This window comes from Sphingobium sp. YBL2 (genome assembly GCF_000943805.1).
Classification (GTDB): domain Bacteria; phylum Pseudomonadota; class Alphaproteobacteria; order Sphingomonadales; family Sphingomonadaceae; genus Sphingobium; species Sphingobium fuliginis.
In genome coordinates, this window is record NZ_CP010954.1 from 2,621,636 (window position 1) to 2,646,320 (window position 24,685).

The following is a 24,685-nucleotide window of genomic DNA, read 5'->3' on the forward strand; positions in this document are numbered from 1 at the left end:
ATTCGGGACTGGCCGGCTAGGGGAAAAGGGGCGCTGAATCCCGCGCCGCGTGAATGACGCGCTGCGGATAGGGGATGGTGATGCCATGTTCGCGGAACAGCAGCCAGAGCCGGCCGAGCACATCGGACTTCACATTGCCGACGCCGCTTTCCGGGTCGCTGATCCACACCAATATGTCATGTTCGACCCGGTTCTCGCCAAAGGCGGTGAGCCAGACATTGGGCTTGGGATTGCGGAGCACGCGGGGGCTTTCCTGCGCGGCGCGCAGCATCAGTTCCTGCGCCAGCTTCAGGTCGCTGTCATAACCGATGCCGACGGGGATGCGGACGCGGACGTTGCGGTCGGAATAGGACCAGTTCTCCACCTCCTGCGTCATCAGGTTTTCGTTCGGGATCAGATGTTCCTTGCCGTCGCGGGTGATGACGCTGACGGCGCGCACGCCGATCTTGTTCACCCAGCCGAAGCTGTCGCCCACGACGATGACGTCGCCCGGCTTGATCGATCGGTCCATCAGCAGGATGATCCCGGCGATCAGATTGCCGAAGGTCTTCTGCAGGCCGAAACCCACGGCCAGCCCCAGCGCGCCGGAGAAGACGGTGAAGGCGGTGAGGTCTATCCCCAGCAGGTCGACGCCGATGAAGAAGGCGGCGACGACCACGACGATGGCGGCCAGCTTCTGCGCCAGCAGCTTCTGCGTGGCGTCCAGTCCATGGGCGCGGCTGATGCTGCGTCCGACGATGCGGTTGGCCAGGCGGACCAGGGCGAACAGCGCGACGCAGATCGCGGCCATGCTGACCAGCCCGAGCAGGGTGACGCGCCGCCTGCCGAGGTCGAGGCCCACGCCGTCCAGCATGTCCGCCACCGGGGCGAAGCCGCCGCTGCTGCCGGAAAGGACCATCACGAACAGCAGCAGGGCGATCGGCAGCACGGCAAGGCGCGCTATGGCGAGGCTGCGCAATATGTGGACGGCCAGCAGCGAGAGGGACAGGGCGAGCGCGGCGCTCAGGATCAGATGGGCGAAGTCCCCGATCGGCCAGAAGGCGACGGCCAGGGCCATGACGAGGGCGGCGATGGCGTGGCGCAGGATCGGGCGCAGATGCCCCGCCAGCGCCTCCCCCAGGGCGCGGAAGCGGTGGCGCAGGCGCGGCGAGGCGAACCGGGCGACGGCGCTGGCGACCAGATGGATGGCGACGGCCAGCGCCAGCGCGACCAGGGGATGGACGATGGCGGGATCGCCCGGCAACAGGGACAGGAGATCGGGCAAGCCCGGCGTCATCCGCGCATGGCCCGGAAGCGGGCAAGGCCCGCGTCGAGATCGGCTATCAGGTCGTCGCTGTCCTCCAGCCCGATCTGGAGCCGGACGAGCGGCCCCTCCGCCTGCCAGGCGGTGGCGGTGCGGTAGCGCGCAGGATCGACGGGCAGGGCCAGGCTTTCGAAGCCGCCCCAGCTATAGCCGATGCCGAAATGGGCGAGACCGTCGATCAGGGCGGCGCGGGCCTTTTCATCGCCGCCCTTGAGGACGAAGCTGAACAGGCCGCTGGAGCCGGTGAAATCGCGTTGCCACAGGGCATGACCGGGGCAGGAGGGCAGGGCCGGGTGGAGGACGCGGGCGACATCGGGCTGCTGCGACAGCCATTGCGCGATGCGCAGGGCGCTCGCCTGGTGCTGGTTGAGGCGGACGCCCAGGGTGCGCAGGCCCCGCGCGGCGAGCCAGGCGTCGTCGGGGCTGGTCATCTGGCCGAACAGATAGGCGGTCTGGCGGATTTTCGGGAAGAAGGCTGGGGTGGCCGTCACCGATCCGATCATCACATCGCTATGGCCGACGATATATTTGGTGCAGGCGAGGATGCTGATGTCGACGCCATGGCTGAGCGCCGGGAAGAACCAGGGCGTGGCCCAGGTGTTGTCGATCAGGGTCGCCACGCCCCGGTCGCGGGCTATGGCGGTGATGGCGGGAACGTCCTGCACCTCGAAGGTCAGGCTGCCGGGGCTTTCCAGGAAGATGGCGCGGGTGGCGTCGGTGATGAGGTCCGCGATCCCGGCGCCCACGGCCGGGTCGTAATAGACCGTCTCTATGCCGAGCGGACGCAGCATCTGCTCGCAGAAATTGCGGGTCGGATCATAGGCGCTGTCGACCATCAGGAGCTGGTCGCCGGGTTTCAGCACCGCCATCAGCGCGCAGGCGATGGCCGCCACGCCCGATGGGTAGAGCATGGTGCCTTCGGCGCCCGGCTCCATTTCGGTGAGGGCGTCCGACAGGCTCCATGCCGTTGGCGTGCCCTTGCGCCCGTAGAACAGGCGTTCATGCGTGCTGCGCCCCGCCGCGCTGCGCAGATGCGCGACATCGTCGTAGAGAATGGTGGAGGCCCGCCACACCGGCGGGTTGACGATGCCGCCGGGCTGGCCCGGCATGCCCGTCCATTCGGGCTTGCGGCCTGCCTGTGCGATCTGGGTCAGGGGCTTGCGGTCGCGCCGCTTGTCGGCATCCTGGCTCATGCGGCGGGGCCGGTCGCTTTCGGCGTGGCCGGGTCCAGCCCCCATTCGGACCAGCTTCCGTCATAGAGGGTGACGTCGGTCTTGCCGAGCAGTTCGAGGCCCGCGAGCAGGATCGCCGCCGTCACGCCGCTGCCACAGCTCGTGATGATCGGACGGTCGAAATCGGTCCCGGCGTCCAGGAACAGGCGGCGAAGGTCCTCGCCCCGCTTCATGCTGTTGTCGGCATGATAGAAGGCGGAGGAGGGAATGTTGCGGCTGCCCGGAATATGGCCCGACGCCATGCCGGGGCGGGGCTCCTTCTCCTCCCCCGTGAAGCGTGCCGCGCCGCGTGCGTCGAGCACCTGTTCGGCCTGGCTTTCGAGGTTGGCGAGAAGATCCTCCTTGGTGCGGACCTGCCCGACGGCGCGTTTCGCAACGGCATTGCCGGGCGGTGGCGCCGGCATGCCGCTTTCCGTCGGCCGTCCCTCCGCCAGCCATTTGGGCAGGCCGCCGTCGAGGATCGCCGCGCCCTTGCCCACGCCATAGAGGCGCATCATCCACCAGCCGCGCGCCGCGCTGTGGGTGGGGCTGTTGTCATAGACGACGATCCGGCTGTCCGCGTCGATGCCCAGCCGGCGGCAGCGCTCCGTCATGAAATCGTCGGTCGGCAGCATGCCGGGGCGCGGATCTTCCGCGTCGGCCAGGCTTGGCAGGTCGAGGAACGCGGCGCCGGGGATATGGACGGCCTCGAACTCGGCCCCGGGATCGCGGGGCACGCCGGGAAGGAACAGGCTGGCGTCGACGATCCGGAGGTCGGGCTTGCCCAATTCTCCCTCAAGCCAGTCGGTCGATACCAATATGTCCATGCGTGCCCTTGCTCCCTCGCTCGTTCGGCCACCTGCATGGGTGGCGCAGAGCCATTCTAGGAGCGGCGGGCGGAGGTGGGAAGGGCCGATTGGCCTTAGCTGGAGAGGTTGAGCGCGGTCGCGCGGCTGCCGGGGGTGCGGTATTGGCGCGGGCCAAGGTCAAGGCGGAAGGGGGAGAGGCGCTCGACCGGGGGCGATTGTTCTTCCCCGACGATGAAGACGCTGCCGCTGCGTCCCGTGCCTTCGCGGTCGCCCGTCCAGCTATAACGGGCGTCGAAGGCGATCAGCGGGATCAGCAGGGCCCGCTGGCCCATGGGGATGGCGGCGATCGCCTGTGCGTCCAGGCGCATTTCCCCGCTGAGCTTCTGCGTCTCGCCGGGCGCGATGGATACCACCGAATGGACGGGGAGGCCGGTTTCGCCCGCGAAGAATGGCTGGAACAGCGCCTGTTGCTGCGCATCGGCATTGGCGATCAGGCTGCGGACGAGGATGTCCTCCGCCGTGCGGCTGCCGCGATTGTGGAGCGTCAGCCGGTAGGCGATGGTCGCGCCCAGCAATGTCAGGCGGGCGGCCTGCACGTCCATGGCGAGATCGATCCATGGGCGGTCGGCATCGTCGGGCGCGGGCTTGGGTTCGGGCGGGGCAGGCATTGCCTTGGCTTGCGGCGGGGGTGTAGCCGGCACGGGCGGCGGCGCGGCTTCGGCTTCGTAGGGCGGTTCCTCCGCCGCGCCCTGCTTGCGGCGGCGCAGCCGGAAGCGGGCTCCGATCAGCAGGACGGCGGCGACCGCTGCGGCGGCGGCGATCCAGGGCCATGTGGGGGCGGGGGGCTGCTGAGGCGGGCCCAGCGGCGCCGGCGTCGGGCTGGGGACGGTGGCGTTGTCGGCAGGGGGGAGGCTCTGGTTTTCGATGGGGGATGGCGGCGGAGGCGTCTCCGCGGGGGCGGGTTTTTCGGCCGGGGTCTGGCTCTGCGGTGCAGCTTGCGGTGCAGCTTGCGGCGCGCGCTCCGGCCGGGAGGATGGCCGGGTGGGCTGGCTTTGCGGCTGCGGCTGGGCAGGCGCCGGGGCGGCGATGGGCGGAAGCTGGATCGTCGGCGCGACGACCGGCGGCGGCGTCACCGTGGTGGGCGCGCCACGAAACACGTCCAGTTCCGGCCCCTGTGCATTGGGATTGGTCTGGGTCTGCGGCTGGGTGCGAGGCAGGTTGAAGACCGGATCGGCGCTATTTTCCTGCTGGGCGAAGGCAGGCGTGGCCAGCAGCAGCGGCGCGGCGAACAGAAGCGAGAAGCGGAACCCCATGGGTGGCAGCCAAGGCATCCGCCCAAGTGAACCCGCCATGAACGAAAGGCAAGAGAGGCGCGGCGATGACATCTGCCGTGCAATGGCGTAGATGGCCTGCCATGACTGACATGCCGACTCCACTTCATCTGGGCCAGGCCAGTGCCTTGCCTGCGCGTCCCGAAGACGCCGTGCTCGACTATGTGCCCAATCCCCGGCCGGGAAAGCCCTATCTGGTGCGCTTCACCGCGCCGGAATTCACCTCGCTCTGCCCAGTGACGGGGCAGCCGGACTTCGCCCATCTGGTGATCGACTATGCGCCCGCCGCAACCATCGTCGAATCGAAGTCGCTGAAGCTGTTCCTGGGCTCCTTCCGCAACCATGCCGCCTTCCATGAGGATTGCACGGTCGGGATCGGGGAGAGGCTGTTCGCGGAGATGAACCCGATCTGGCTGCGCATCGGCGGATACTGGTATCCGCGCGGGGGCATTCCCATCGATGTGTTCTGGCAATCGGGCGAGCCGCCGGCGGGGCTATGGCTGCCGTCGCAGGATGTGCCGGGCTATCGCGGGCGGGGTTGAGCCGCCCTTGTCGTCATGTCAGCGAAAGCTGGCATCTCAGGAGGCAATGCGTGACCGCGAGGCGAAGCTGGACCTATATCATGACAAACAAGCCCCGTGGCGTGTTGTATGTAGGGATTACCACCAACCTTGCCGTTCGCGTCGATCAGCACCGTCGCGGCATGGGTTCGGATTTCTGTCGCAAATATAATCTGCATCGGCTGGTGCTGGCCGAGGAGCATGGCCGGGTCGATGACGCCATCGCCCGGGAGAAGGCGCTGAAGGCCTGGAAGCGGGATTGGAAGCTTCAGTTGATCGAGCAGAGCAATCCTGAGTGGCGGGATTTGTCCGACTTCATCGCGTAGCGGCCTGAGATCCCAGCTTTCGCTGGGATGACGAAGCTCTTTGTTTGACAAACGAACAACAACATTCGACCAACGACATCATCGGTGGGACGCCCGGCTTGACCGGTGAAGCGAAAGGGGCGATCCCCCTGTCATCCTGGCGCGAAGCTTTTGCCGCGCCGTTCCAACCTGTCGGAGTTGCGAACCTCATGTCCTTTTCGAAGATCCTTCCGCTGATGCTGGCGGCCGCGCCGCTTGCCATGGCGATGCCGGCGCTGGCGCAGACGGCGCCTGCCGGACCCGCCGCGGGCGTGACCACCCAATTGCCCCGTGGCGCCGCGCCAAGCCATTATGCCATCACCGTCACCCCCGATGCGGCCAATCTGAAGTTCACGGGCAAGACGACCATCGACGTCACCGTGACGCAGGCGATGCCTGCGCTGGTGCTGAACGCCGCCGACCTGACGGTGAGCAGCGTCACCCTGACTCCCGCAAAGGGCAAGGCGGTAAAGGGAACCGCGAAGATCGACGCCGACGCGCAGACCGTCACCTTCGACTTCGGCAAGCCGGTCCAGCCGGGCAGCTACAAGCTTGCCATCGACTATGCGGGGATCATCAATACGCAGGCGAATGGCCTGTTCGCGCTCGATTATACCGACAATGCGGGTCAGGCGAAGCGCGCCCTCTTCACCCAGTTCGAGGCGCCCGACGCCCGCCGTTTCGTGCCGAGCTTCGACGAGCCGAGCTACAAGGCGACCTTCGACCTTTCCGCCGTCATCCCCGCCGACCAGCTTGCGGTCAGCAACATGCCGGTCAAGGGCAGCAGCGACGCCGGATCGGGGAAGAAGCTGGTGACTTTCGGCACCAGCCCCAAAATGTCCTCCTATCTGCTGTTCTTTGGTCTGGGCGAACTGGAGCGCGCCACCAAACAGGCGGGCGCGACCGAGGTCGGCGTGATCACCGGCAAGGGGAATACGGGGAAGGCGCAACTCGCGCTCGACGCTTCGGCGGCGATCCTGCCTTATTATAACGACTATTTCGGCGTGCCCTTCCCGCTGCCCAAGCTGGACAATGTCGCCGGGCCGGGACAGAGCCAGTTCTTCTCCGCCATGGAGAATTGGGGCGCGATCTTCACCTTCGAACGCGCGCTGCTGGTCGATCCGCGCTTCACGTCGGAAAGCACGCGGCGGACCATCTATTCCATCGTCGCGCATGAAATGGCGCACCAGTGGTTCGGCGATCTCGTCACCATGGCCTGGTGGGACGACCTCTGGCTGAACGAGGGTTTCGCAAGCTGGATGGCGACCAAGGTCACGGACAAGCTCAACCCCGAATGGGAAATGCTGCTTTCCCGCGTCAATGGCCGCGAGCGGGCGATGAGCCTCGATTCGCTGGCGACGACCCACCCGATCCTCCAGAAGATCCACACCGTCGATGAGGTGAACCAGGCGTTCGACGACATCACCTATGAAAAGGGTGAGGCGGTCATCACCATGCTGGAGGGCTTTGCCGGGGAGGATGCGTGGCGATCGGGCATCCGCGCCTATATGAAGCAGCATGCCTATGGGAACACCGTGACCGACGACCTCTGGAAAGCGGTCGAGGGCGCGGGCGCCAAGGGCGTGGTGGGCATCGCGCATGATTTCACCAGCCAGCCGGGCATTCCGCTGGTGAAGGTGGACAGCGCCCAGTGCCAGGGCGGTTCGACCATCCTGTCGCTTTCGCAGGGCGAGTTCAGCCGCGATCGCAAGGACAAGGTGCCGCTCAAATGGAATGTGCCGGTGATGGCCCAGGCTATCGGTCAAGCGGGCGGCGGGGCGCAGCAGCGGCTGATCCTCAATGGCTCGGCGCAGGTCACGCTGCCGGGCTGCGGCGCCTATATCATCAATGCGGGGCAGACGGGCTATTATCGCTCGCTCTATCCGGAGGCGAATGTGAAGGCCCTTGCGAAGGACTTCACCAAGCTCGCCTCCATGGACCAGATCGGCCTGCTGGCGGACAATTTCCAGCTTGGTCTGGGCGGCTATCAGCCCATGGGACTGGCCCTCGACCTGATCGACGCCGTGCCCGCGACGGCCAGCCCCGCCGTGCTGGCGGAGGTGCCGGACTATCTCGACAGCGCCCATATGATGCTGGAGAGCGACAAGGCCGCGCAGGCGCGGGTTGCCGCCTATGCCTCGAAAAAGCTGAGCCCTGTGTTGGCGACCGTTGGTTTCGACGCCAGGCCGGGCGAGAATCCGCAGGTGCCGGTCCTGCGGTCGGCGCTGGTGTCGACGCTGGGCGGCATGGGCGACAAGGCCGTGGTGGCGGAGGCGAACAGGCGCTTCGCCGCGCTGGCCGGCAATCCGGCGGCGCTGGACGGGCCGCTGCGCAATGTCTGGCTGCGGATCATTGCCGAGAATGCCGACGCCGCGACCTGGGACAGGCTGCGCGCCATGGCCAATGGGGCGAAGACGGACCTCGAAAAGAGCACGGTCTTCGCGCTGCTGGGCGTCGCCAAGGATGAGGCGCTGGCGAAGAAGGCGCTGGACCTCGCCATGACGGACGAGCCGGGCAAGACGACCAGCGCGGCGATCATCTCCGCCGTGGGCGGGGAGCATTCGATGCTTGCCGTCGACTATGTGCTGGCGCACCGCCAGCAATATGAGGCGATGATCGACGTGTCGGCGCGGAGCCAGGCGATTGCGCGGCTGGGCGGCAACTCCGCCGATCCGGCGATGGTGACGAAGCTGGACGCCTATGCGACCCAATATCTGACGCCGGAATCGCGCAAGGTGGTGGATCGCTCCATCGCCGCGATCAAGACGCGGATCGAGACGCGGGCGCGGCTGAAGCCTGCGCTGCTCGCCTGGTTCGCCAGGAAGTGAGATGGGGGGCGGTGGAGCGATCCACCGCCTTTTTTTGGTCCTCCCCATCTTTCGATGGGGAGGAATTCTTACAGCAACCGCCGCTCGAACGCGCCGCGTTCCAGTTCCTCCCGGAAATCGGGATGGGCGATCCCGATCAGCGCGCGGGCGCGTTCCGACAGCGTCTTCCCCTTCAGGTCGACCCAGCCATGTTCGGTGACGACGATGTGGGTGTCGGTGCGCGGCGTCGTGACGGGGCCGTCGAGCCATGGCACGATCCGCGAGACCGTCCCCTTGGCCGCCGTCGAGTGGCAGGCGATGATCGACCGGCCGCCTTTCGACGCATAGGCGCCGCGCACGAAATCGAGCTGGCCGCCGGTGCCGCTATATTGGCGGCCGTTCATATATTCGGAGTTGCAGGCGCCGCTGAGGTCCACCTGAATCGTGGCGTTGACTGAAATCACCCTGTCGTTCTGCGCGATGATGTGCGGCGCGTTCACATGCTCGACCGGATGCGCCTCCAGCGCCGGATTGTCGTGCAGGAAGTCGTAAAGGCCCTGGTCGCCCATGGCGAAGGTGAAGACCGAGCGGCCGGGATGGATTTTCTTGCCGCTGTTGTCGACCACGCCGGCCTTGATCAGGCCGACGAGGCCGGGCGTGAGCAGTTCGGTATGGATGCCGAGGTTCCGATGATCCATCAGCGCGGCGCAGACCGCGTCCGGCACGGCGCCGATGCCCATTTGCAGGCAGGCGCCGTCCTCCACCATGCCGGCGATGATCGCGCCGATGGCATCGTCATTGGGCGTGCGCGGAAGGGGCGGAATCTGCACCAGGGGGACATGGTTTTCCACGATGGCCGTGACCGCCGAGAGCGGAATTTTGCAGTCGCCATGGACATAGGGCATGGCGGGATTGACCTCCACGATCAGCCGCGCGCCGCTGCGCGCGACCATCAGTGCGTAATCGGTGTTGGTGCCCAGGCTGAAGCAGCCGTCGGCATCCATGGGCGAAACGGTGACGAACAGCGTATCGACGCGCAGATGCTCGGTCAGGATGCGCGGTATCTGGTGGAATTGCACAGGAAGGGTTTCGACCAGGCCTTGCGCGCTGCCGGCGCGCAGGGCGTCGTTCCCCCGTTCGACGCCACCGTGGAACAGGCTGACATGGCGGATGCGGTCGTGAAGGTCGGGCGCGAGGATGGACTCGCTGGCCGCGGCGCAGGCGAGCATGCAGTAAAGCGTGCCGCCGGTGAGATCGCCCGAGCGGACGCGGACGGCCAGCGCATCCATCAGCGCGGGCGGGTAGCTGACGCCGAGACCGACGACCATCTTCGCGCCGTCCGGGACCAGTGCGGCCGCCTCAGCCGCCGACATGGTCCTGGCGCGATATTTTTCTGTGATGGGCATCCTTCTCTCCCCGGCTTTCGGGGGATTGTCGCGCCGTTGGCGCGGGAGTGCAATGGCGACGAAAGTAGGGGGGCGTCTTGCTTGCACGCCCCCTGCGCAAGCCGGGGAAGCTTTCAGCGGGCGAGGCCGAGCGCCCGGACGATGTCGTCCCATGCGACCAGCTTGAAATTCTGGGCCGCGGTTGCATTGTGGCCGTCCTGCGCCACGAACAGCCCGCCGGGATAGTCCGGCCCGAAATCGCCCAGCATCAGGTCGATGCCGTCGGTTTCCTCCGACCCGCCTATGGCGCCGTCGACCACGCGGAAGCGGCCGGCATAGCTGTGGTCGCTCAGGCGATAGGCGACATAGGCATTGTCCCCCTGGCTGGAGACGAGGACATAGCCGTCCTTCTCGCCCATCGGCGCGATGGCGACGCCTTCGGCATCCATGACGAGGTTCCTGCCGTCCGCCGCGGCGATCCTGGCGGGCGTCGCGGACCCGCCGGCGCGGGCATCGAAGCGCCAGAGGCCGACATCCTCCTCCGCCACATAGGCCATGCCGGTGCGGTCATCCACCGCGCAGCCCTCCGCCTGGGAGCCAAGCTTCAAGGTCCGGACGATGCTGCCCCTGGGCGTGGCGTCGGACATGTCGAGCGCGACCTGGTTCACCGTGCCGTCCTTCAGCACGACGAAGGCGTAGGTCGCACTCGCCGCGCGATAGAGGCAGACGCCATAGGCTTCGCCCCGCCCGGCATCGACCTTGCCGAGCGCCGAGAGTTTCGCGGTGGCGGGATCGAGGCGGAACAGGGCCAGCTTCGCATGGGCAAGGTCGTTGCGATCGCTGGCGGCCACCAATATACCGCTTTGACCGGCGATCCCCACACCGTCCCGCAGGTCGACATTGTTGACCCGGCCCGCGTCGAGAAAGTCGCGGGTCTTGCCGTCCAGCCCATAGACATAGAGCCCCGCCTTCTTGTCGGTGCCCACGATCAGGCTTTGCCCTGGATCGGCGGCGTTGCGCCAGATCGCCGGATCGTCCGCCGCGTCGGCATTGGGGGTGCCGACCGGGGCGGTTTCCCCGCGCGCGGTGACGGTCGCGGCTGGAGTGGCGTTGGCGATGCGCTGGGCCAGCGGGCGTTCGGGCGCTGGCGCGGCGCAAGCGGCGAGCAGAAGAGTCGCGCAAAGGGCGACGGATAAAGGTCTCGTCATGAAGTTCCCCCGTTCGCGGCGCCTCTTGGACGCGCTTCATGACGATGATGTGACAGGCACAGCCGGAATATCGCCCGGCATGTCACTGTTCTGTCACCATAATTTCACGCGATTGTATTCCCGCCGATCTAGGTGCCCCGCCAAGCCTATTCGACAAGGCCGTTCCAACAGGGGGATCATATGCAGCATAGTTTCATCCGGCAGCGCGCCGGCGTGCCGTCCGTTCGTCTGGCTCTGGCCTGCGGCATAGCCGGCTGGGCCCTGGCGTCGACCCAAGCCATGGCGCAGGTTCCTGCCGCGGAAGAGGATATGGGAGCGATCGTCGTCACCGGCACCCGCCCGATCGCTGAATCCGAAGCCGCCGCGCTGGAAATCCAGAAGAACTGGGACTCGCTGGTCACGGTCGCCGCATCCGATTCCGTGGGCCGCCTGCCCGACCAGAATATCGCCCAGGCCGCCAGCCGTCTGCCGGGCATCAGCGTCGAGCGCGACCAGGGCCAGGCCCGCTACATCAACCTGCGCGGCGCGCCCAAGACCTGGACCACCCTGTCGTTCGACGGCATCAATGTGGTGAGCCCCGAGGGCCGCGACGCCCGCTTCGATTCCATCCCGTCCGCCATTGCCGGCAAGATCATCGTGTCCAAGGCGGTGACGCCCGACATGCCGGGCGAGACGGTCGCGGGCAATGTGAACGTCATCACCCGTTCGGCCTTCGACTATGACGGCTTCCATCTGGCGGGGAAGGGCGGCCTTGGCTTTGCCGAACTGGGCGACAAGAAGGAATATGAAGGCGCGCTGGTCGTTTCCGACCGATTCCAGACGGGCATCGGTGAAATCGGCGTGCTGCTGTCAGGCAGCTATTATGAGCGCAACATGGTCACGGACAATTTCGAGACCGACTATGAGCGGGTGTCGCAGGACCAGCGCCCCGGCAACGCCACCCGCTTCTGGGCGCATGAGGCGGAGAACAAGCTGTACCGCCTGACGCGCAAGAACTGGTCGGTTTCGGGCCGGGTCGACTGGAAACCGGACGAGGCCAACAGCATTTCGCTGCGGTCGGTCTACACCATCTTCACCGACGATGAAGCGCGGGACAATTACCGCTTCGACCTGGACGACCGCCAGTCGGACCTGTCGAACGGCTCGGCCGCCTGTCCGACCGCGGTGAACACCACGCCGACCACCACCGGCTATGCGGATGTCTGCATCGGCAACACGCCGCAGAAGGGCACGATCTATGGCATCGACATCCGCCAGCGCTCGACCCTGCGCGCTTTCCGCCAGTCGATCTTCACCAACACGCTGGCGGGCGATCATGAATTTGCCGATGGCTGGAAGCTGAGCTGGGTCGGCAACTACACCGAATCCAAGGACGACCGATCGATCGTCGGCGAAGCGACCTGGGACAGCCCCAGCACGCGCACGCTGCGGCCGACCGTGGCCTATGACTTCAGCGATCCCAATCTTTCGCGCCTGACGCTCTACCGCACGCTGCAACTCGCCAGCCCGACGCGCTACACGGCGGGCGCGCAGGTCACGGCGGTCGACGATTTCACCAAGCCGCTTTCAGGCTTCACCGTCCTCGACGCGGTGGACACGACCAAGGCCTATACCGGCCGCCTGGTTGTGGCGCGCGAGCTGGAGCATGCGACATTGAAGGCGGGGTTCCAGTATGACCGCCGCACCAAGACCGCCGACGAGCAGCAGATCACGCTGAATGCCGCGCAGGCCGCGACCGTCCTGCCGACCGACTACAACCAGTTCTCGATCGACCGGAAGTTCCTGGGCAAGATCCCCATGGGCTACACCTTCCGCTATTTCGATACCGACAAGATGCGGGCGGCTTCCGAAGCGGCGCAGGCGGCTTATGCCTTCGCACCCAACACCGGAAACAACTACAGGGTACGGGAAGAGGTGCTCGCCGGCTTCCTGATGGGCACTGTCCACTACGACTGGGGCTCGGTCGTGGGCGGCGTGCGTGTCGAGCATGTCAAGAACCATGGCTTTGCGATCGCCACGGTCACGCCTGTCAGCGGACCGGCGGTTTCCACGCCGGAAACGCGGGAATCCAGCCAGACGCTGGCATTCCCCAGCCTGCACATCAATTACAATATCGACGACAGCAAGAAGCTGCGCTTCTCCTTCAACAGCGGTGCGGCGCGCGCCGATTATGATCAGATGCGGCCGAACTTCGTCGTGAACGACAGCGACCGCGTGATTTCGGGCGGCAACCCCGATGTGAAGCCGGAACGGGCCTATGGCGTCGATACCTATTTCGAATGGTATGTGAAGCCTCAGGGCTATTTGATGGTCGGCCTGTTCTACAAGCATGTCGAGGACGTGCTGTATAATCAGCGGCGCACCTATGGCCTGACCGACCTCAATTCCGGCGGGATCGACCGCTCCGACTATGGCTACACCCGTATCACCAATGGCGGTTCGGGCCGCATCTATGGCATGGAAGCCGCCGCGCAGCTCCAGCTCGAACCCTGGACGGAGAATCTGGGTCTTCCTTCCTTCATGGGCGGCTTCGGTATTTCGGCCAATCTTACCCTCAATGACAGCAAGGTCGAAAAGCCTGCCGTCGAGGGCATTCCGGCGCGCAAAGTGCGCCTGCCGGGCACGTCCGACTTCGTCTACAATATCGGCGGATATTATGAGAAATACGGCCTGTCGATCCGCCTGCAATATCAGAACCGCAGCAAATGGCTGGACACGGTTTCCGATACGCTGGCGGACGCTGGCGACACTTATTGGGACTCGGACGACGAGCTGGATTTCTCGGCGCGCTATGCGATCACGAAGAATTTCGAGATTTACTTCGACGCCTCGAACCTGCTCAACCATCCCGGCCGCCGCTTCTCCGACCCGGGCAGCCTGCTGCGTGCCAGCGGCGTGCAGGCGCCCGACAGCAGCAACCAGACGATCGAGTGGGAACGCTTCGGCCGTCGCTATACGGGCGGCATCCGGTTCAACTTTTGATCCGGCGGAGGCTTGAGGGAGAGGGGGCGGCCTTGAGGCGGCCCCCCCTATTCTGTCATCCCGGTTCCCACGGGCGGCGGTAAGCTTCACCCCAAGGGGGCACTCGCCCACCGCCGCAACCGCGCATATAGCGCTGTGATGATGCCGAAGAAGGCGATCACCGAAAGCACCACGGCCCACGGATTTTCCCCCACCAGCGCCATGGGCGCGTCGCTGTCCGTCGCCGCGACGATCCCTGCGAAGGCGACACCGAACAGGCTTTCCCCGACGATGAAGCCGGTCGCCATCAGCACGCCCATGCGCTCGGCAAATTCGGGGTTGGACTGGCGCAGCGCCCAGCGATTGTAGAGATGCCCGATCACCGCGCCGACCGGGATCAGCAGGGTGAGCGCCATCGGCAGATAAATGCCCATGCCGACGGCCAGGGGTGGCAGGCGCAGCTTGCCCGCCTTGCCCAGCAGTTCGTCAATGGCGACCACCAGCACGCCGATGCCTGCGCCGAAGCCGATCAGGCCCCAGTCGAGATCGCCGCCCAGCACGCCCTTCGCCAGGGCGGAGATCAGCGCAGCCTGCGGGGCGGGGAGGGCGGTCGCCTTGGCGCCCGGCGCGCCCGCGAAGCCGAAGGCGCTGTTGAGCAGGTCCAGTACGGGCGGGATCACCAGCGCGCCGAAGATCACGCCCAGCACCAGCGCGATCTGCTGCTTCCACGGCGTCGCGCCGACAAGCTGGCCGGTCTTCAGGTCCTGGAGATTGTCGTTGGAAATGGTTGCGACGCCAAAGACGATGGCGGTCACGAACAGCGCATAGGCGATCAGCGCCTGTGCCTGTTTCGGGTCGCCGCCCGATCCGTAGATCGCCGCCAGTATCAGCGAGGCGCCCAGCACCGCCAGAATGCCGACGCCGGAGATGGGGCTGTTCGACGCGCCGATCAGCCCCGCCATATAGCCGCAGACCGAGGCGATGACGATGCCTGCCACCAGGATATAGGCCAGCGTCAGCACGATGATCGGCACCGGGTTGGCCGCGATCGGCCCGCCCTGCGCGAAGATCCACAGCAGCACCGCGATCGGCAGCAGCGAAGCGATTATGGTGCCGCCGACGATGCCGATGGGAAGGTCGCGTTCCGTAAGGTCGAGCAGGCCGGCATTGCCCGATTTGCGGACCTTCGCCGCGGCCATGGCCGACCGGATGCCGCTGACGATCGGTCCCAATATCTTGAGCAGGGTCCAGATCGCCGCGATGCCGATGGTGCCGGCGCCGATGAAGCGCGCTTTCATCCGAAAGGTGGTGCCGACCAGATCGGCCAGATCGGCGCCGGCCGCGAGCGGCGCGGTGAGATAGGGGACAAGCCCGACCCAGCTGATCAGCAGGCCGAAGAACATGGCGATGCCGACCGACAGGCCGACCAGATGCCCGACGCCGATCAGCGCCATGGAAAAGCTGGTGGAGACGCTGGATGCGCCCGCGCCGAATTTGAAGAAGGTCGCGGCCTCCTCCGCGATCAGCTTCGTCTTGGCGAGGATGGCGAAGGCCGCGGCGGCGATCGAGCTGGCGACGATGGCGGCCAGGCCGCGCCTGTTCTCCTCCAGCCCCTCGCGCGATCCCGCGCCGACCTTCAGCACTTCGGCGGCAGCTACGCCTTCGGGATAGGGCAGGTCGGACCCCGTCACCAGCGCCCGGCGCAGCGGCACCGAATACATGACGCCCAATATGCCGCCCAGCGCGATGGTGAAGGCGCTCAGCCAATAGGGGAAACCCTGCCACCAGCCGATGATGACCAGGCCGGGCAGCACGAAGATGATGGCCGACAGCGTGCCCGCCGCCGACGCGATGGTCTGCACTATGTTGTTTTCAAGGATCGTGCCGGTTGCGAACAGCCGCAGCACGGCCATGGAAATGACGGCCGCGGGGATGGAGGTGGCGAAGGTCAGCCCGATCTTCAGGCCCAGATAGACGTTGGCCGCCGTGAACAGCAGGGTGATGAGCGCGCCCAATATGACGCCGCGAAGCGTCAGCTCCGCCATGGGGGCCGCCTTGGCCGAATCACTTGTCACTCGTCTGTCCCCTTGCCTGCGGCTGTTTTATCAGCGTCCGGTAATAATGTTGCTTGGCCTTGGATCAATCGGAAAGTGCGCGCAGAGGCGTCAGGAGGAGGCGCCGGGTTTCAGGTCGGCTGCGGCGGCGGCATCCAGATAGGCGTCGACCAGCCGCGTCCAGAGCGTGTAGCCGCGCGGGTTCATATGCAGCCCGTCGGGTCGGAACAGCGACGCATCGGGCAGGCCATCCGGGGCGAGCAGCACGCGACCGACATCCAGATAATCGAAGCGGCTCACCCGCGCCCGTGCCGCGACCGTCATGTTCACCGCGGCCATTTTCGGCCACAGCGTCCAGCGGATCGGGCTGGGCTTCAGGGACAGATAGGCGATATGCGCCTTGGGATAGTCGGATCGGAGTTGCCTGAGCAGGGTCAGGACGTTGTTCGCGACCTCGGCCGGGGTGGCGCCTGCTGCCAGGTCGTTTTCCCCGACATAGACGAGGATGGAGCGCGGCTTCGCCTTGGGCAGCAGGCGCTTGTAATAATGCAGCACATCCGGCGTGGTCGCGCCGCCGAAGCCCCGGTTGACGGTGCCGATGTCGGGGAAGCTGCCGCTTATGTCCCACAGGCGGATGCTGGAGCTGCCCAGGAACAGGGTGGCGTCGGTGATCGGGGGACCGGCCTCATTGGCCCTGGCGAATGCCTCGATCTCGCGCGAGAAAGGAAAGCTGGGGTCGGGATTGACCTTCAGCGCCGGCGCCTGCGTGGCGGCGTGCAGCAGGCCGCCGGACCCCAGCAGCAGGGCAAGGCCGATCAGCGCCCTGCCCGCCTTGAGGCCGCGCCTAGTGCCGATGCAGCGGGCGGAGCTGATATTTGCCGTTCGCATAGGTGCCGAACATGCCGGAAATGGCGGGATGGTCGACAGGTTCCTCACTGTCGTCCGCGACCAGATTCTGCTGGCTGACATAGGCGACATAGCTGCTTTCGCCATTTTCAGCGAGCAGATGGTAGAAGGGCTGATGCTTGTCCGGCCGGATGTCCTCGGGAATGGCCTGATACCATTCCTCGCTATTGGCGAAGACCGGATCGATGTCGAACACGACGCCACGAAAACCGAAGAGGCGGTGCTGCACCACGTCCCCGATGCTGAAGCGGGCGTGGACGATCGGCGGGGGGGTCACATCGGGTCCGAAAATCTGAATCATATCGTTCATATGACGCAATTTAGGATGCTTGCGGTGCGAAACAAGAAAAATGCTCGTCGCTGCTTGGCAAGGGTGAAATCATTCGCTAATGGCCGCCGCTCGACCGGAACGGCATGCGCCGGACCTTCTGCGGAGAGGTGGCAGAGTGGTCGAATGCACCGCACTCGAAATGCGGCGTGCCGGCAACGGTACCGAGGGTTCGAATCCCTCCCTCTCCGCCACTTAGTCATCCAACCGGATCCAAGATCATCCATAAAATCCCGTATTAACGGGATTTTAGGTGATTCTCGTGTCCAAGCGCATCCAGCGATATCCAGTCCAAGCCAACGCTATTTGGGGGCATTTTGGGGGCATCGAATTGGAGATTTGGGGGCATGCTGACCGACGCGGCAATTCGCAAGGCTAAGCCCAAGGAAAAGGACTACAAGCTGGCCGACTCCGGGGGGTTGTACCTGTTCGTGACGAAAACAGGCCACCGTAGTTGGCGGCTCAAATACCGTTTCGCAGATAAAGAGAAGCGCTTGGTATTGGGAAGCTACCCCGATCTGTCGTTGGCCGAAGCCAGGGATCTGCGGGACGACGCCAAGCGGATGTTACGTGATGGCCGCGATCCAGTGGTCGAGGCGAAGAAGCGCAAGCTTGCCAACGTCGTTCAGATGGAAAACACGTTCGAGAAGGTGGGCCGGCAATGGTATGCCGACCAAGTGGCTCGCTGGAAGCCTGTCCACGCTGCGGACGTCATCACCAGCCTGGACCGAGATATTTTTCCTGTCTTGGGAGGGCTTCCGATAACCGATATTGACGAGCCCCTCCTTCTCGCAACGCTTAAGAAGGTAGAAGGGCGAGGGGCCATTGAGACCGCGCACCGCTTGCTGCAGCGGTGTTCATCCATATTCAAATATGGCAAGGGCATTGGCGCCTGCCGTGAGAACCCTGCCGTTGACATGAAGGTCAGCCTCAAACCGGTTCCGCCCGCACGCCGGTGGCCTGCGCTGACGGAACTAGATCAGCTTCAGGCTTTGATTCGCGCCGTAGATTGCTCCACTTCCCATCCGATTACCCGTCTTGCGTCGAGAATGATGGCGCTGACTGCTCAGCGACCAGGGATGATAAGAACCGCGCCTTGGAGCGAGTTTGAGGGGATTGATTGGAACAAGCCTGATGAGATGGCGGATAAACCGCAGTGGCGTATCTCGGCTTCCCGCATCAAACTCGTGCTGGAACTCCGTGAAGATCAGGCGTTCGAGCACATCGTGCCGCTGTCGCATCAAGCTGTCGAGGTTCTGCATGTTGCTCGCCGTCTGTCGGGTAGAGGACCCTTGGTATTTCCAGGGGCGCGGAGCGGCTTGGAGCCGTTGAGTGAGAATGCCGTAGGATATTTGTACAATCGGATCGGCTACAAGGGACGCCACGTTCCGCATGGATGGCGTTCATCCTTTTCAACTATGATGAATGGTCTTGCGGAGCGATCGCATCCAGGTTCAGACCGCCTCGTGATCGACCGCCTCATCATCGATTTGATGCTAGCGCACATCCCGGCAGGAATGTCGGGTAGCGAGCTGATATATAATCGTGCCGCCTACATGGAACGGAGAAGAGAACTCGTGCAACAATGGGCGGATATGTTGATGGGAGGTCAAGTTGCCGCCCGTGATCTTTTAGGGGGTATAAGGCGCTCAAAATCTAACACGCGGTGATCAACTAATGCGGTGTGGGTCTCGCGATACTTGTCGAAGAATTTTTCGAGCTCCTTCTCGTCTGTGATCGGCTTTTTAGGCTTCACCTTCTTCCCGGTCACGAACATGCCATCGATCTCGACCTCCCCCTCCATGATAGGGCCTTTTTCAAGTTCTCTGTCGTTGATTGTCTGGATGGCTGCTCTGATCCGGTGCTGGAAGACGAATGGAGTCGAGTAGGAATTTTTGATGTGACGCCGCTGATGTAAGGCGGCGAAACCCATGACCCCGTTGGCGAAAGGCAGCGTGGCAGCCAGGATGCGGCGGAACGACCGTTTGCGGCTATGCAGATGGGTGCGGATTGTGACGGTATATTGCAGATAGCAAGTGCTGGTTTCGCCAACGATCTCGTTCGTGATCGTCCCCTGCATTTCCATTTCCGGTTTCGATAAGCGTCCACGATTCTTTGCACCCGCACTCCGGACACGTGGGGATGCCATACGGTCATCGGATAGCCACGAAGAGATCGGGGGCCTCGTCGTCGGAAAGCGCGTACACCTCTTCCATCGTCAGATTGACCGCCGCGCGGGAAAGGAGGGAGCGCTGGGCCACGTATAAGATGCTCTATGCGCTATATACGATGCTTTACGCCCACGCGCACAGGCCAATGCATCATATTCTATGCTTTCAGCACTAGAAGCAGTGCTAAGAGCTTTGCGGTTTGAGCCGTTGGTCCTATAACGTCCTTCATGACCAGCCATGACGATTCCGATCCAGCGCCCATCTTCGACGACAAAGCCTGGGAAGAGACCGCAAAAAACATGCTGCGCGCCGAAATGATGCGCCGCGGTATTTCCTATGCGACTTTGGCAGAGATGCTTTCCGGCATTGGTGTCGGCGACAACGAGTTGAACGTAAAGAACAAAGTAGGTCGCGGCAAGTTCAGCGCAGTCTTCCTTTTGCAGTGCTTCATGGCGCTGGGTGTCGAGTGGTTACAGGTCCCGAAGTCGCTTGATGAGGCATCCGGAAAGGCAGGTGCGCAGCATCTCGCGAAAGGCCCTCGCGCGCCAGGCGAAGGAGGAATGGCCAGATGATCAAGACCAGACAGCGGGTCATTGACCATGGGGAGGTGTTCACCGACGAACGTGAGGTGAATGCCATGCTCGACCTGGTCAAATCCGAGACGCAAAGGATCGACAGCAGGTTCCTTGAACCAGCATGCGGATCGGGAAATTTCTTGATCGAGGTCCTTCGTCGGAAGCTCGAGATCGTTGAGGAGCGCTACGGACGGGGGCAGCTCGAATTTGAAAGATACTCCATCCTGGCGCTTGGCTCGATCTATGGCGTCGACCTGCTGGAGGACAACGTATCTGAATGCCGTGACCGGCTCTACGATCATTTCAACGACATTTACTCGCGGTGCTTCGGCCCGAAATGCCGTGATGAATGCCGTTCCTCGGCGAGATATGTTCTGGATCGTAACATCGTTTGCGGTGACGCGCTCACGATGACGACCGTAGGCCGTCGGCCTGAACCGATCGTCTTTTCGGAGTGGTCTCCGGTCAATGGTAGCCTCGTGAAGCGCCGCGATTATTCTCTGGCACACCTCCTGGTGTATCAGCCGATGGAAGGCCCCAGTCTGTTCTCAGATTTGGGAGAGGAGGCCTTTATCCCGAAGCCCGTTCGTGAATTCCCTCTAACTCATTACTTGAAGCTGGCTGAGGCCGCGCATGCTTGAGATCAACTACAATCCCGACGTCCTCAGCTGCCTGGCGAACCTGAGCAACGACGAGGTGTTCACGCCGCCGGAGCTAGCGAACGAAATCCTCGACCAGCTCCCGTCGAGCCTGTGGTCTGACAGCGGCGCCACTTTCCTCGATCCAGTCACCAAATCCGGGGTGTTTTTACGCGAAATCGCAAAGCGCCTAGTCGAGGGTCTGAAGGGGGAGTTCCCAGACGAGCAGGAGCGGGTCAATCACATCTTCAAAAACCAGCTGTATGGGATTGCTATCACCGAGCTCACTGCGCTCCTGGCCCGTAGATCGGTTTACTGCTCCAAGAACGCAAACAGCCCCTTCTCCGTCTGCACCGATTTCGATGGTCCAGATGGCAACATCCGGTTTAGCCGGGTCGAGCACACATGGGATGGCAATCGCTGCAGATACTGTGGTGCTTCACAATCTGTGATGGAGCGTGGCAATGATCTCGAAACGCATGCCTATGGATTCATTCACACTGACAACCCCGAAAGCCTCTTCGACATGAAGTTCGACGTCATCATTGGTAACCCTCCATACCAACTCTCGGACGGCGGGCACAACGCAAGTGCGAGCCCGATTTATCACAAGTTCGTGGAGCAGGCGAAGAAGCTAAATCCCTCTTATCTGATCATGATCATCCCAGCGCGCTGGTATTCCGGCGGCAAAGGCCTGGACGGATTTCGGGCTGAGATGCTGGCGGACAAATCGATTAAAAAGCTCGTCGACTACCCGAAGCTCTATGACGCCTTCCCCGGCGTCAAAATCCGTGGAGGCGTATGCTACTTTCTCCGCGACAAGAATTACCAAGGTCCGTGCGTGGTTCAGACGATGTGGGATAACCTCCCCCTCGGCGATCCGATGGAACGCCATCTCAATCAATACGATGTTTTGGTTCGGCGCAACGAAGCAATCTCGATCTTGGAAAAGGTTAAAGCGTTCAGGGAAAACGGGGAGTTGGAGGGCACCTACGATACCGTGGTGTCCAGTTCAAAACCGTTCGGGTTCAGGACCAACTTCCATGGGCGGGCTCATCGACGTGGATTGGCCGATCCAGTAAAGCTCTACGGATCACAGAAGGTCAGCTGGATTGATAGAGGCCAGGTTCAGCAGAACGCTGGATGGATCGATCAGTGGAAAGTGTTGATGTCTGCCGTGCAGGGAACCAGCGCTGCCATTGAAACGAAGTTCCTGAGCGCTCCCAAGATTATCGCCCCCGGTGAGATTTGTTCGGAAACCTACAATGTGGCCGGCAGATTCGACGACCGGGATTCTGCATCACGCTGCGCGAGTTATCTCAAGACCCGTTTTGTCCGGTTCTTGGTGTCGTTGCGTAAGATTTCTGTCCATGCGTCCAAGGACGTCTACAGCTTTGTGCCAGTGGTCCCCTTCGATCGTATGTGGAATGATGAGGCCCTCTATAACCGCTACGGCCTGACCGAGGCCGAAATCGCTTACATTGAGGAGACAGTGGCGCCGATCGAATTGGAATTCGATCTGGAGTCAGGCGATGCCTGATCCGTTTTTTCCGCCCAAGCCCGAAATCAGCCCCAAAATTTACGCCTATCGGGATAAGAGCCCTGCTTACGAAGGCATGCTCAAGGTCGGTTTTACGGCGCGCGACGTCGAGGGCCGCGTAGCGCAGCAGTATCCGACCAAGCGCCCAGGTGAGTTGCCCTACGAGATCGTGCTCGAGGAGAGTGCTGTCTGGAATGACGGAGGCTCTTTCACCGATTATGATATCCATCGTCAGCTTCGAAAAAAGGGAGTCCGCAATCCCGCTGGTGAATGGTTCGAGTGCGATGTCGATGATGTTCGCGCCGCCGTCCTAGCGGTTCGTGAAGGTATCGACAACGAAGACAACCGTACGCAGAACTTTAAGATGCGTCCGGAGCAAGCGGCTGCGGTGGAGAAGACTTCGCGGTATTTTGCCAGCGTCGATGACGAAGGCACCAACCATACTCCACACTTCCTTTGGAACGCCAAGATGCGCTTCGGGAAGACGTTCGCCTCTTATCAGCTTGCGAAGCGCATGGGATGGAACAAGGTGCTTGTGCTCACCTTCAAGCCTGCCGTGCAGAATGCCTGGGAAGAGGACCTCAAAAGCCACATCGATTTCGAGGGGTGGCAGTTCGTGTCACGGGGGGGGCTGTCCGAGGCTGACGTCGATATGTCCCGTCCGATAGTGTGCTTTGGGTCTTTCCAGGACTTCCTCGGCAAAAACTCCGCCGGCGGTATCAAGGCCAAGAACGAGTGGGTTCACGCTACCAACTGGGACTGTGTGATCTTCGACGAATATCATTACGGCGCTTGGCGCGAGAACGCGAAAGAATTGTTCGAAGCCGAGGATCGCAGGGAATTGGAATTCGCCCAGGGCAATGGTCTCGACTACTTCTCCGAGGAGAACATGCCGATTACCACGGGCGCATACCTGTATCTCTCAGGAACCCCTTTCCGCGCGATTGCATCGGGGGAGTTCATTGAGGAGCAGATCTATAACTGGACCTATTCCGATGAACAGCGGGCGAAGGAGCAGTGGGAAGACGTAGACAATCCATATGCCTCTTTGCCGCGAATGGTGATGCTGACCTACCAGTTGCCTGATGCGATCCGGGAAATCGCCATGCAGGGCGAGTTCGACGAGTTTGACCTCAATGTTTTCTTTTCGGCCGACGGCGAAGGCGATCGGGCACGTTTCAAATACAAGAACGAGGTTCAGAGCTGGCTTGATCTCATCCGCGGGTCCTACGAGGAGACGGCCGTAGACAATCTGCGGCTTGGTAACGAACGGCCGCCGATGCCATTTTCAGACGTGCGCCTCCTTAATCTTTTGTCGCACACCTTCTGGTATTTGCCGTCTGTGGCGTCGTGCCACGCGATGAGGAACCTGATGTCCGAGCGGCAGAACCGCTTTTACCATGACTACAACGTCATGGTCTGCGCCGGCAGCCGGGCGGGCATCGGCGTTGCTGCGCTCCAGCCCGTTCTGGATGGCATGGATGACCCGCTCAAGTCCAAATCCATCACGCTGTCATGCGGAAAGCTGACCACCGGTGTGTCCGTAAAGCCTTGGACAGGCATCCTGATGCTTCGTAACATTTCCAGCCCGGAGAGCTATTTCCAAGCAGCGTTCCGTGTGCAGACACCCTGGGTCATCCAGAACCCCGATTCCGTGTCTTCATCGAAGCGGGAGATCGTGAAGAAGGAATGCTATGTCTTCGACTTCGCACCTAATCGCGCGCTGAAGCAGGTAGCCGACTACAGCTGCCGTCTAAATGTCGATGAGACAAATCCTGAGAAGAAGGTCGAGGAGTTCATCCACTTTCTCCCTGTCCTTGCTTACGATGGCAGCTCCATGCGCCAGATCGATGCCGCCGGCGTGCTCGATATGGCGATGAGCGGGACCACCGCCACGCTGCTTGCGCGGCGCTGGGAGAGCGCCTTGCTGGTGAATGTGGACAACAACACCCTGCAGCGGCTGATGAACAGCGACGCCGCCATGCAAGCGCTGATGAAGATCGAAGGTTTCCGTAATCTCAACCAGGAAATCGAGACGATTATCAACAAATCGGAATCGGTAAAGAAAGCGCAGGCTGAAGCCAGTGATCGTGATCTAACAGCGAAGGAAAAGAAGCAGCTCAGCGAGGAGGAGAAGGAATACAAGAATGCTCGCAAGGAGATCCAAACGAAGCTGGTCAAGTTCGCGACGCGCATCCCGATCTTCATGTATCTGACGGATTACCGCGAGAAGTGTTTGCGAGACATAATCACGCAACTCGAGCCGGGGCTATTCAGAAAGGTGACCGGGCTGGGGATACCGGATTTCGAACTCCTGGTGAGCCTGGGTGTCTTCAACAGCGGACTGATGAATGACGCGGTCTACAAGTTCAAGCGGTATGAGGATGCCAGTCTTTCCTACACTGGATTGAACCGCCACGAGGGAGCGGACGTCGGCCTTTACGACACCGTGATATCGGCGCACGAATTCGTCTGATTCGGGGCGCGTGAGCGCAATCGGAGCGAATGACCGCGATTGGTTTTTCTGCTAGATAAGCTTGCTGACAACAGCCCT

Annotated in this window: 19 protein-coding genes and 1 tRNA gene; 10 read left to right on the forward strand and 10 right to left on the reverse strand. The window is 62.9% G+C overall.

All coding sequences use genetic code 11. The features are described 5' to 3' along the window. Window positions 1-16 precede the first annotated feature (16 nt). The 4 genes from TZ53_RS12075 to TZ53_RS12090 all read right to left on the reverse strand — a co-directional run bounded on the left by TZ53_RS12075 (window position 17) and on the right by TZ53_RS12090 (window position 4,636). Entirely contained in the window at window positions 17-1,276 is a 1,260-nt protein-coding gene (locus TZ53_RS12075; RefSeq protein ID WP_044661419.1) for a mechanosensitive ion channel family protein, read from the reverse strand. Then, a complete protein-coding gene (gene metC, locus TZ53_RS12080; protein ID WP_044663003.1) occupies window positions 1,273-2,496 on the reverse strand; it encodes a cystathionine beta-lyase in 1,224 nt (407 codons plus the stop codon). Before metC ends, TZ53_RS12075 begins: the two co-directional genes overlap by 4 nt. Further along, a complete protein-coding gene (locus tag TZ53_RS12085; RefSeq protein WP_044661420.1) occupies window positions 2,493-3,341 on the reverse strand; it encodes a sulfurtransferase in 849 nt (282 codons plus the stop codon). Before TZ53_RS12085 ends, metC begins: the two co-directional genes overlap by 4 nt. 95 nt (window positions 3,342-3,436) lie before the next feature. Next, entirely contained in the window at window positions 3,437-4,636 is a 1,200-nt protein-coding gene (locus tag TZ53_RS12090) for a hypothetical protein (RefSeq protein ID WP_044661421.1), read from the reverse strand. Between the two features lie 101 nt (window positions 4,637-4,737). Here TZ53_RS12090 and queF point away from each other — a divergent pair, with 101 nt between their 5' ends. From queF to TZ53_RS12105, 3 genes are all read left to right on the forward strand, one after another. Then, window positions 4,738-5,196, forward strand: coding sequence for a preQ(1) synthase (gene queF / locus TZ53_RS12095; RefSeq protein ID WP_025549356.1), 459 nt, complete (start codon window positions 4,738-4,740; stop codon window positions 5,194-5,196). 80 nt (window positions 5,197-5,276) lie between these two features. Then, window positions 5,277-5,540 carry a GIY-YIG nuclease family protein gene (locus TZ53_RS12100; RefSeq protein ID WP_037482640.1) on the forward strand — a complete coding sequence of 88 codons (264 nt, stop codon included), beginning with the start codon at window positions 5,277-5,279 and terminating at the stop codon, window positions 5,538-5,540. A gap of 188 nt (window positions 5,541-5,728) precedes the next feature. Continuing rightward, window positions 5,729-8,386, forward strand: coding sequence for a M1 family metallopeptidase (locus TZ53_RS12105; RefSeq protein ID WP_044663004.1), 2,658 nt, complete (start codon window positions 5,729-5,731; stop codon window positions 8,384-8,386). A gap of 68 nt (window positions 8,387-8,454) precedes the next feature. Here the strand turns inward: TZ53_RS12105 and TZ53_RS12110 are convergent, their stop codons facing one another. Continuing rightward, window positions 8,455-9,771 (reverse strand): acetyl-CoA hydrolase/transferase family protein, encoded by a 1,317-nt coding sequence (locus TZ53_RS12110; RefSeq protein ID WP_044661422.1) that lies wholly within the window; start codon window positions 9,769-9,771, stop codon window positions 8,455-8,457. 113 nt (window positions 9,772-9,884) lie between these two features. After that, window positions 9,885-10,958 carry a phytase gene (locus TZ53_RS12115; RefSeq protein ID WP_044661423.1) on the reverse strand — a complete coding sequence of 358 codons (1,074 nt, stop codon included), beginning with the start codon at window positions 10,956-10,958 and terminating at the stop codon, window positions 9,885-9,887. Between the two features lie 180 nt (window positions 10,959-11,138). Between TZ53_RS12115 and TZ53_RS12120 the strand changes: the two genes are divergently transcribed. Next, the gene (locus TZ53_RS12120) at window positions 11,139-13,940 is read left to right on the forward strand and encodes a TonB-dependent receptor (protein WP_044661424.1); all 2,802 of its coding nucleotides are present in this window, start codon (window positions 11,139-11,141) and stop codon (window positions 13,938-13,940) included. A gap of 86 nt (window positions 13,941-14,026) precedes the next feature. Here the strand turns inward: TZ53_RS12120 and TZ53_RS12125 are convergent, their stop codons facing one another. The 3 genes from TZ53_RS12125 to hspQ form a co-directional block, all read right to left on the reverse strand. Next, window positions 14,027-15,964, reverse strand: coding sequence for an OPT family oligopeptide transporter (locus tag TZ53_RS12125; protein ID WP_373886354.1), 1,938 nt, complete (start codon window positions 15,962-15,964; stop codon window positions 14,027-14,029). A 120-nt stretch (window positions 15,965-16,084) separates the two neighbouring features. Further along, a complete protein-coding gene (locus tag TZ53_RS12130) occupies window positions 16,085-16,861 on the reverse strand; it encodes a GDSL-type esterase/lipase family protein (RefSeq protein ID WP_044661426.1) in 777 nt (258 codons plus the stop codon). Then, the gene (gene hspQ / locus TZ53_RS12135; protein WP_025549362.1) at window positions 16,818-17,189 is read right to left on the reverse strand and encodes a heat shock protein HspQ; all 372 of its coding nucleotides are present in this window, start codon (window positions 17,187-17,189) and stop codon (window positions 16,818-16,820) included. Before hspQ ends, TZ53_RS12130 begins: the two co-directional genes overlap by 44 nt. Window positions 17,190-17,311: 122 nt before the next feature. Here hspQ and TZ53_RS12140 point away from each other — a divergent pair. Together TZ53_RS12140 and TZ53_RS12145 are read left to right on the forward strand one after the other, a co-directional pair. Further along, window positions 17,312-17,401: transfer RNA gene (locus tag TZ53_RS12140), tRNA-Ser, on the forward strand. Window positions 17,402-17,554: 153 nt separating this feature from the next. Further along, window positions 17,555-18,877, forward strand: coding sequence for a tyrosine-type recombinase/integrase (locus TZ53_RS12145; protein WP_044661427.1), 1,323 nt, complete (start codon window positions 17,555-17,557; stop codon window positions 18,875-18,877). On the opposite strand, the gene TZ53_RS12150 is transcribed toward TZ53_RS12145, so the two are convergent. Further along, window positions 18,817-19,287 (reverse strand): hypothetical protein, encoded by a 471-nt coding sequence (locus TZ53_RS12150; protein ID WP_157009802.1) that lies wholly within the window; start codon window positions 19,285-19,287, stop codon window positions 18,817-18,819. The genes TZ53_RS12145 and TZ53_RS12150 overlap by 61 nt on opposite strands. A 318-nt stretch (window positions 19,288-19,605) precedes the next feature. Between TZ53_RS12150 and TZ53_RS27360 the strand changes: the two genes are divergently transcribed. From TZ53_RS27360 to TZ53_RS12170, 4 genes are read left to right on the forward strand one after another with little or no spacing between them, the layout of a single operon-like run. Then, window positions 19,606-19,950 carry a DUF6471 domain-containing protein gene (locus TZ53_RS27360; RefSeq protein ID WP_044661429.1) on the forward strand — a complete coding sequence of 115 codons (345 nt, stop codon included), beginning with the start codon at window positions 19,606-19,608 and terminating at the stop codon, window positions 19,948-19,950. After that, entirely contained in the window at window positions 19,947-20,594 is a 648-nt protein-coding gene (locus TZ53_RS12160) for a restriction endonuclease subunit M (protein ID WP_044661430.1), read from the forward strand. The genes TZ53_RS27360 and TZ53_RS12160 overlap by 4 nt, the downstream gene beginning before the upstream one ends. After that, window positions 20,587-22,131 carry an Eco57I restriction-modification methylase domain-containing protein gene (locus TZ53_RS12165; RefSeq protein ID WP_044661431.1) on the forward strand — a complete coding sequence of 515 codons (1,545 nt, stop codon included), beginning with the start codon at window positions 20,587-20,589 and terminating at the stop codon, window positions 22,129-22,131. The genes TZ53_RS12160 and TZ53_RS12165 overlap by 8 nt, the downstream gene beginning before the upstream one ends. After that, entirely contained in the window at window positions 22,124-24,607 is a 2,484-nt protein-coding gene (locus TZ53_RS12170) for a GIY-YIG nuclease family protein (protein WP_044661432.1), read from the forward strand. Before TZ53_RS12165 ends, TZ53_RS12170 begins: the two co-directional genes overlap by 8 nt. The last annotated feature ends 78 nt before the right edge of the window (window positions 24,608-24,685 follow it).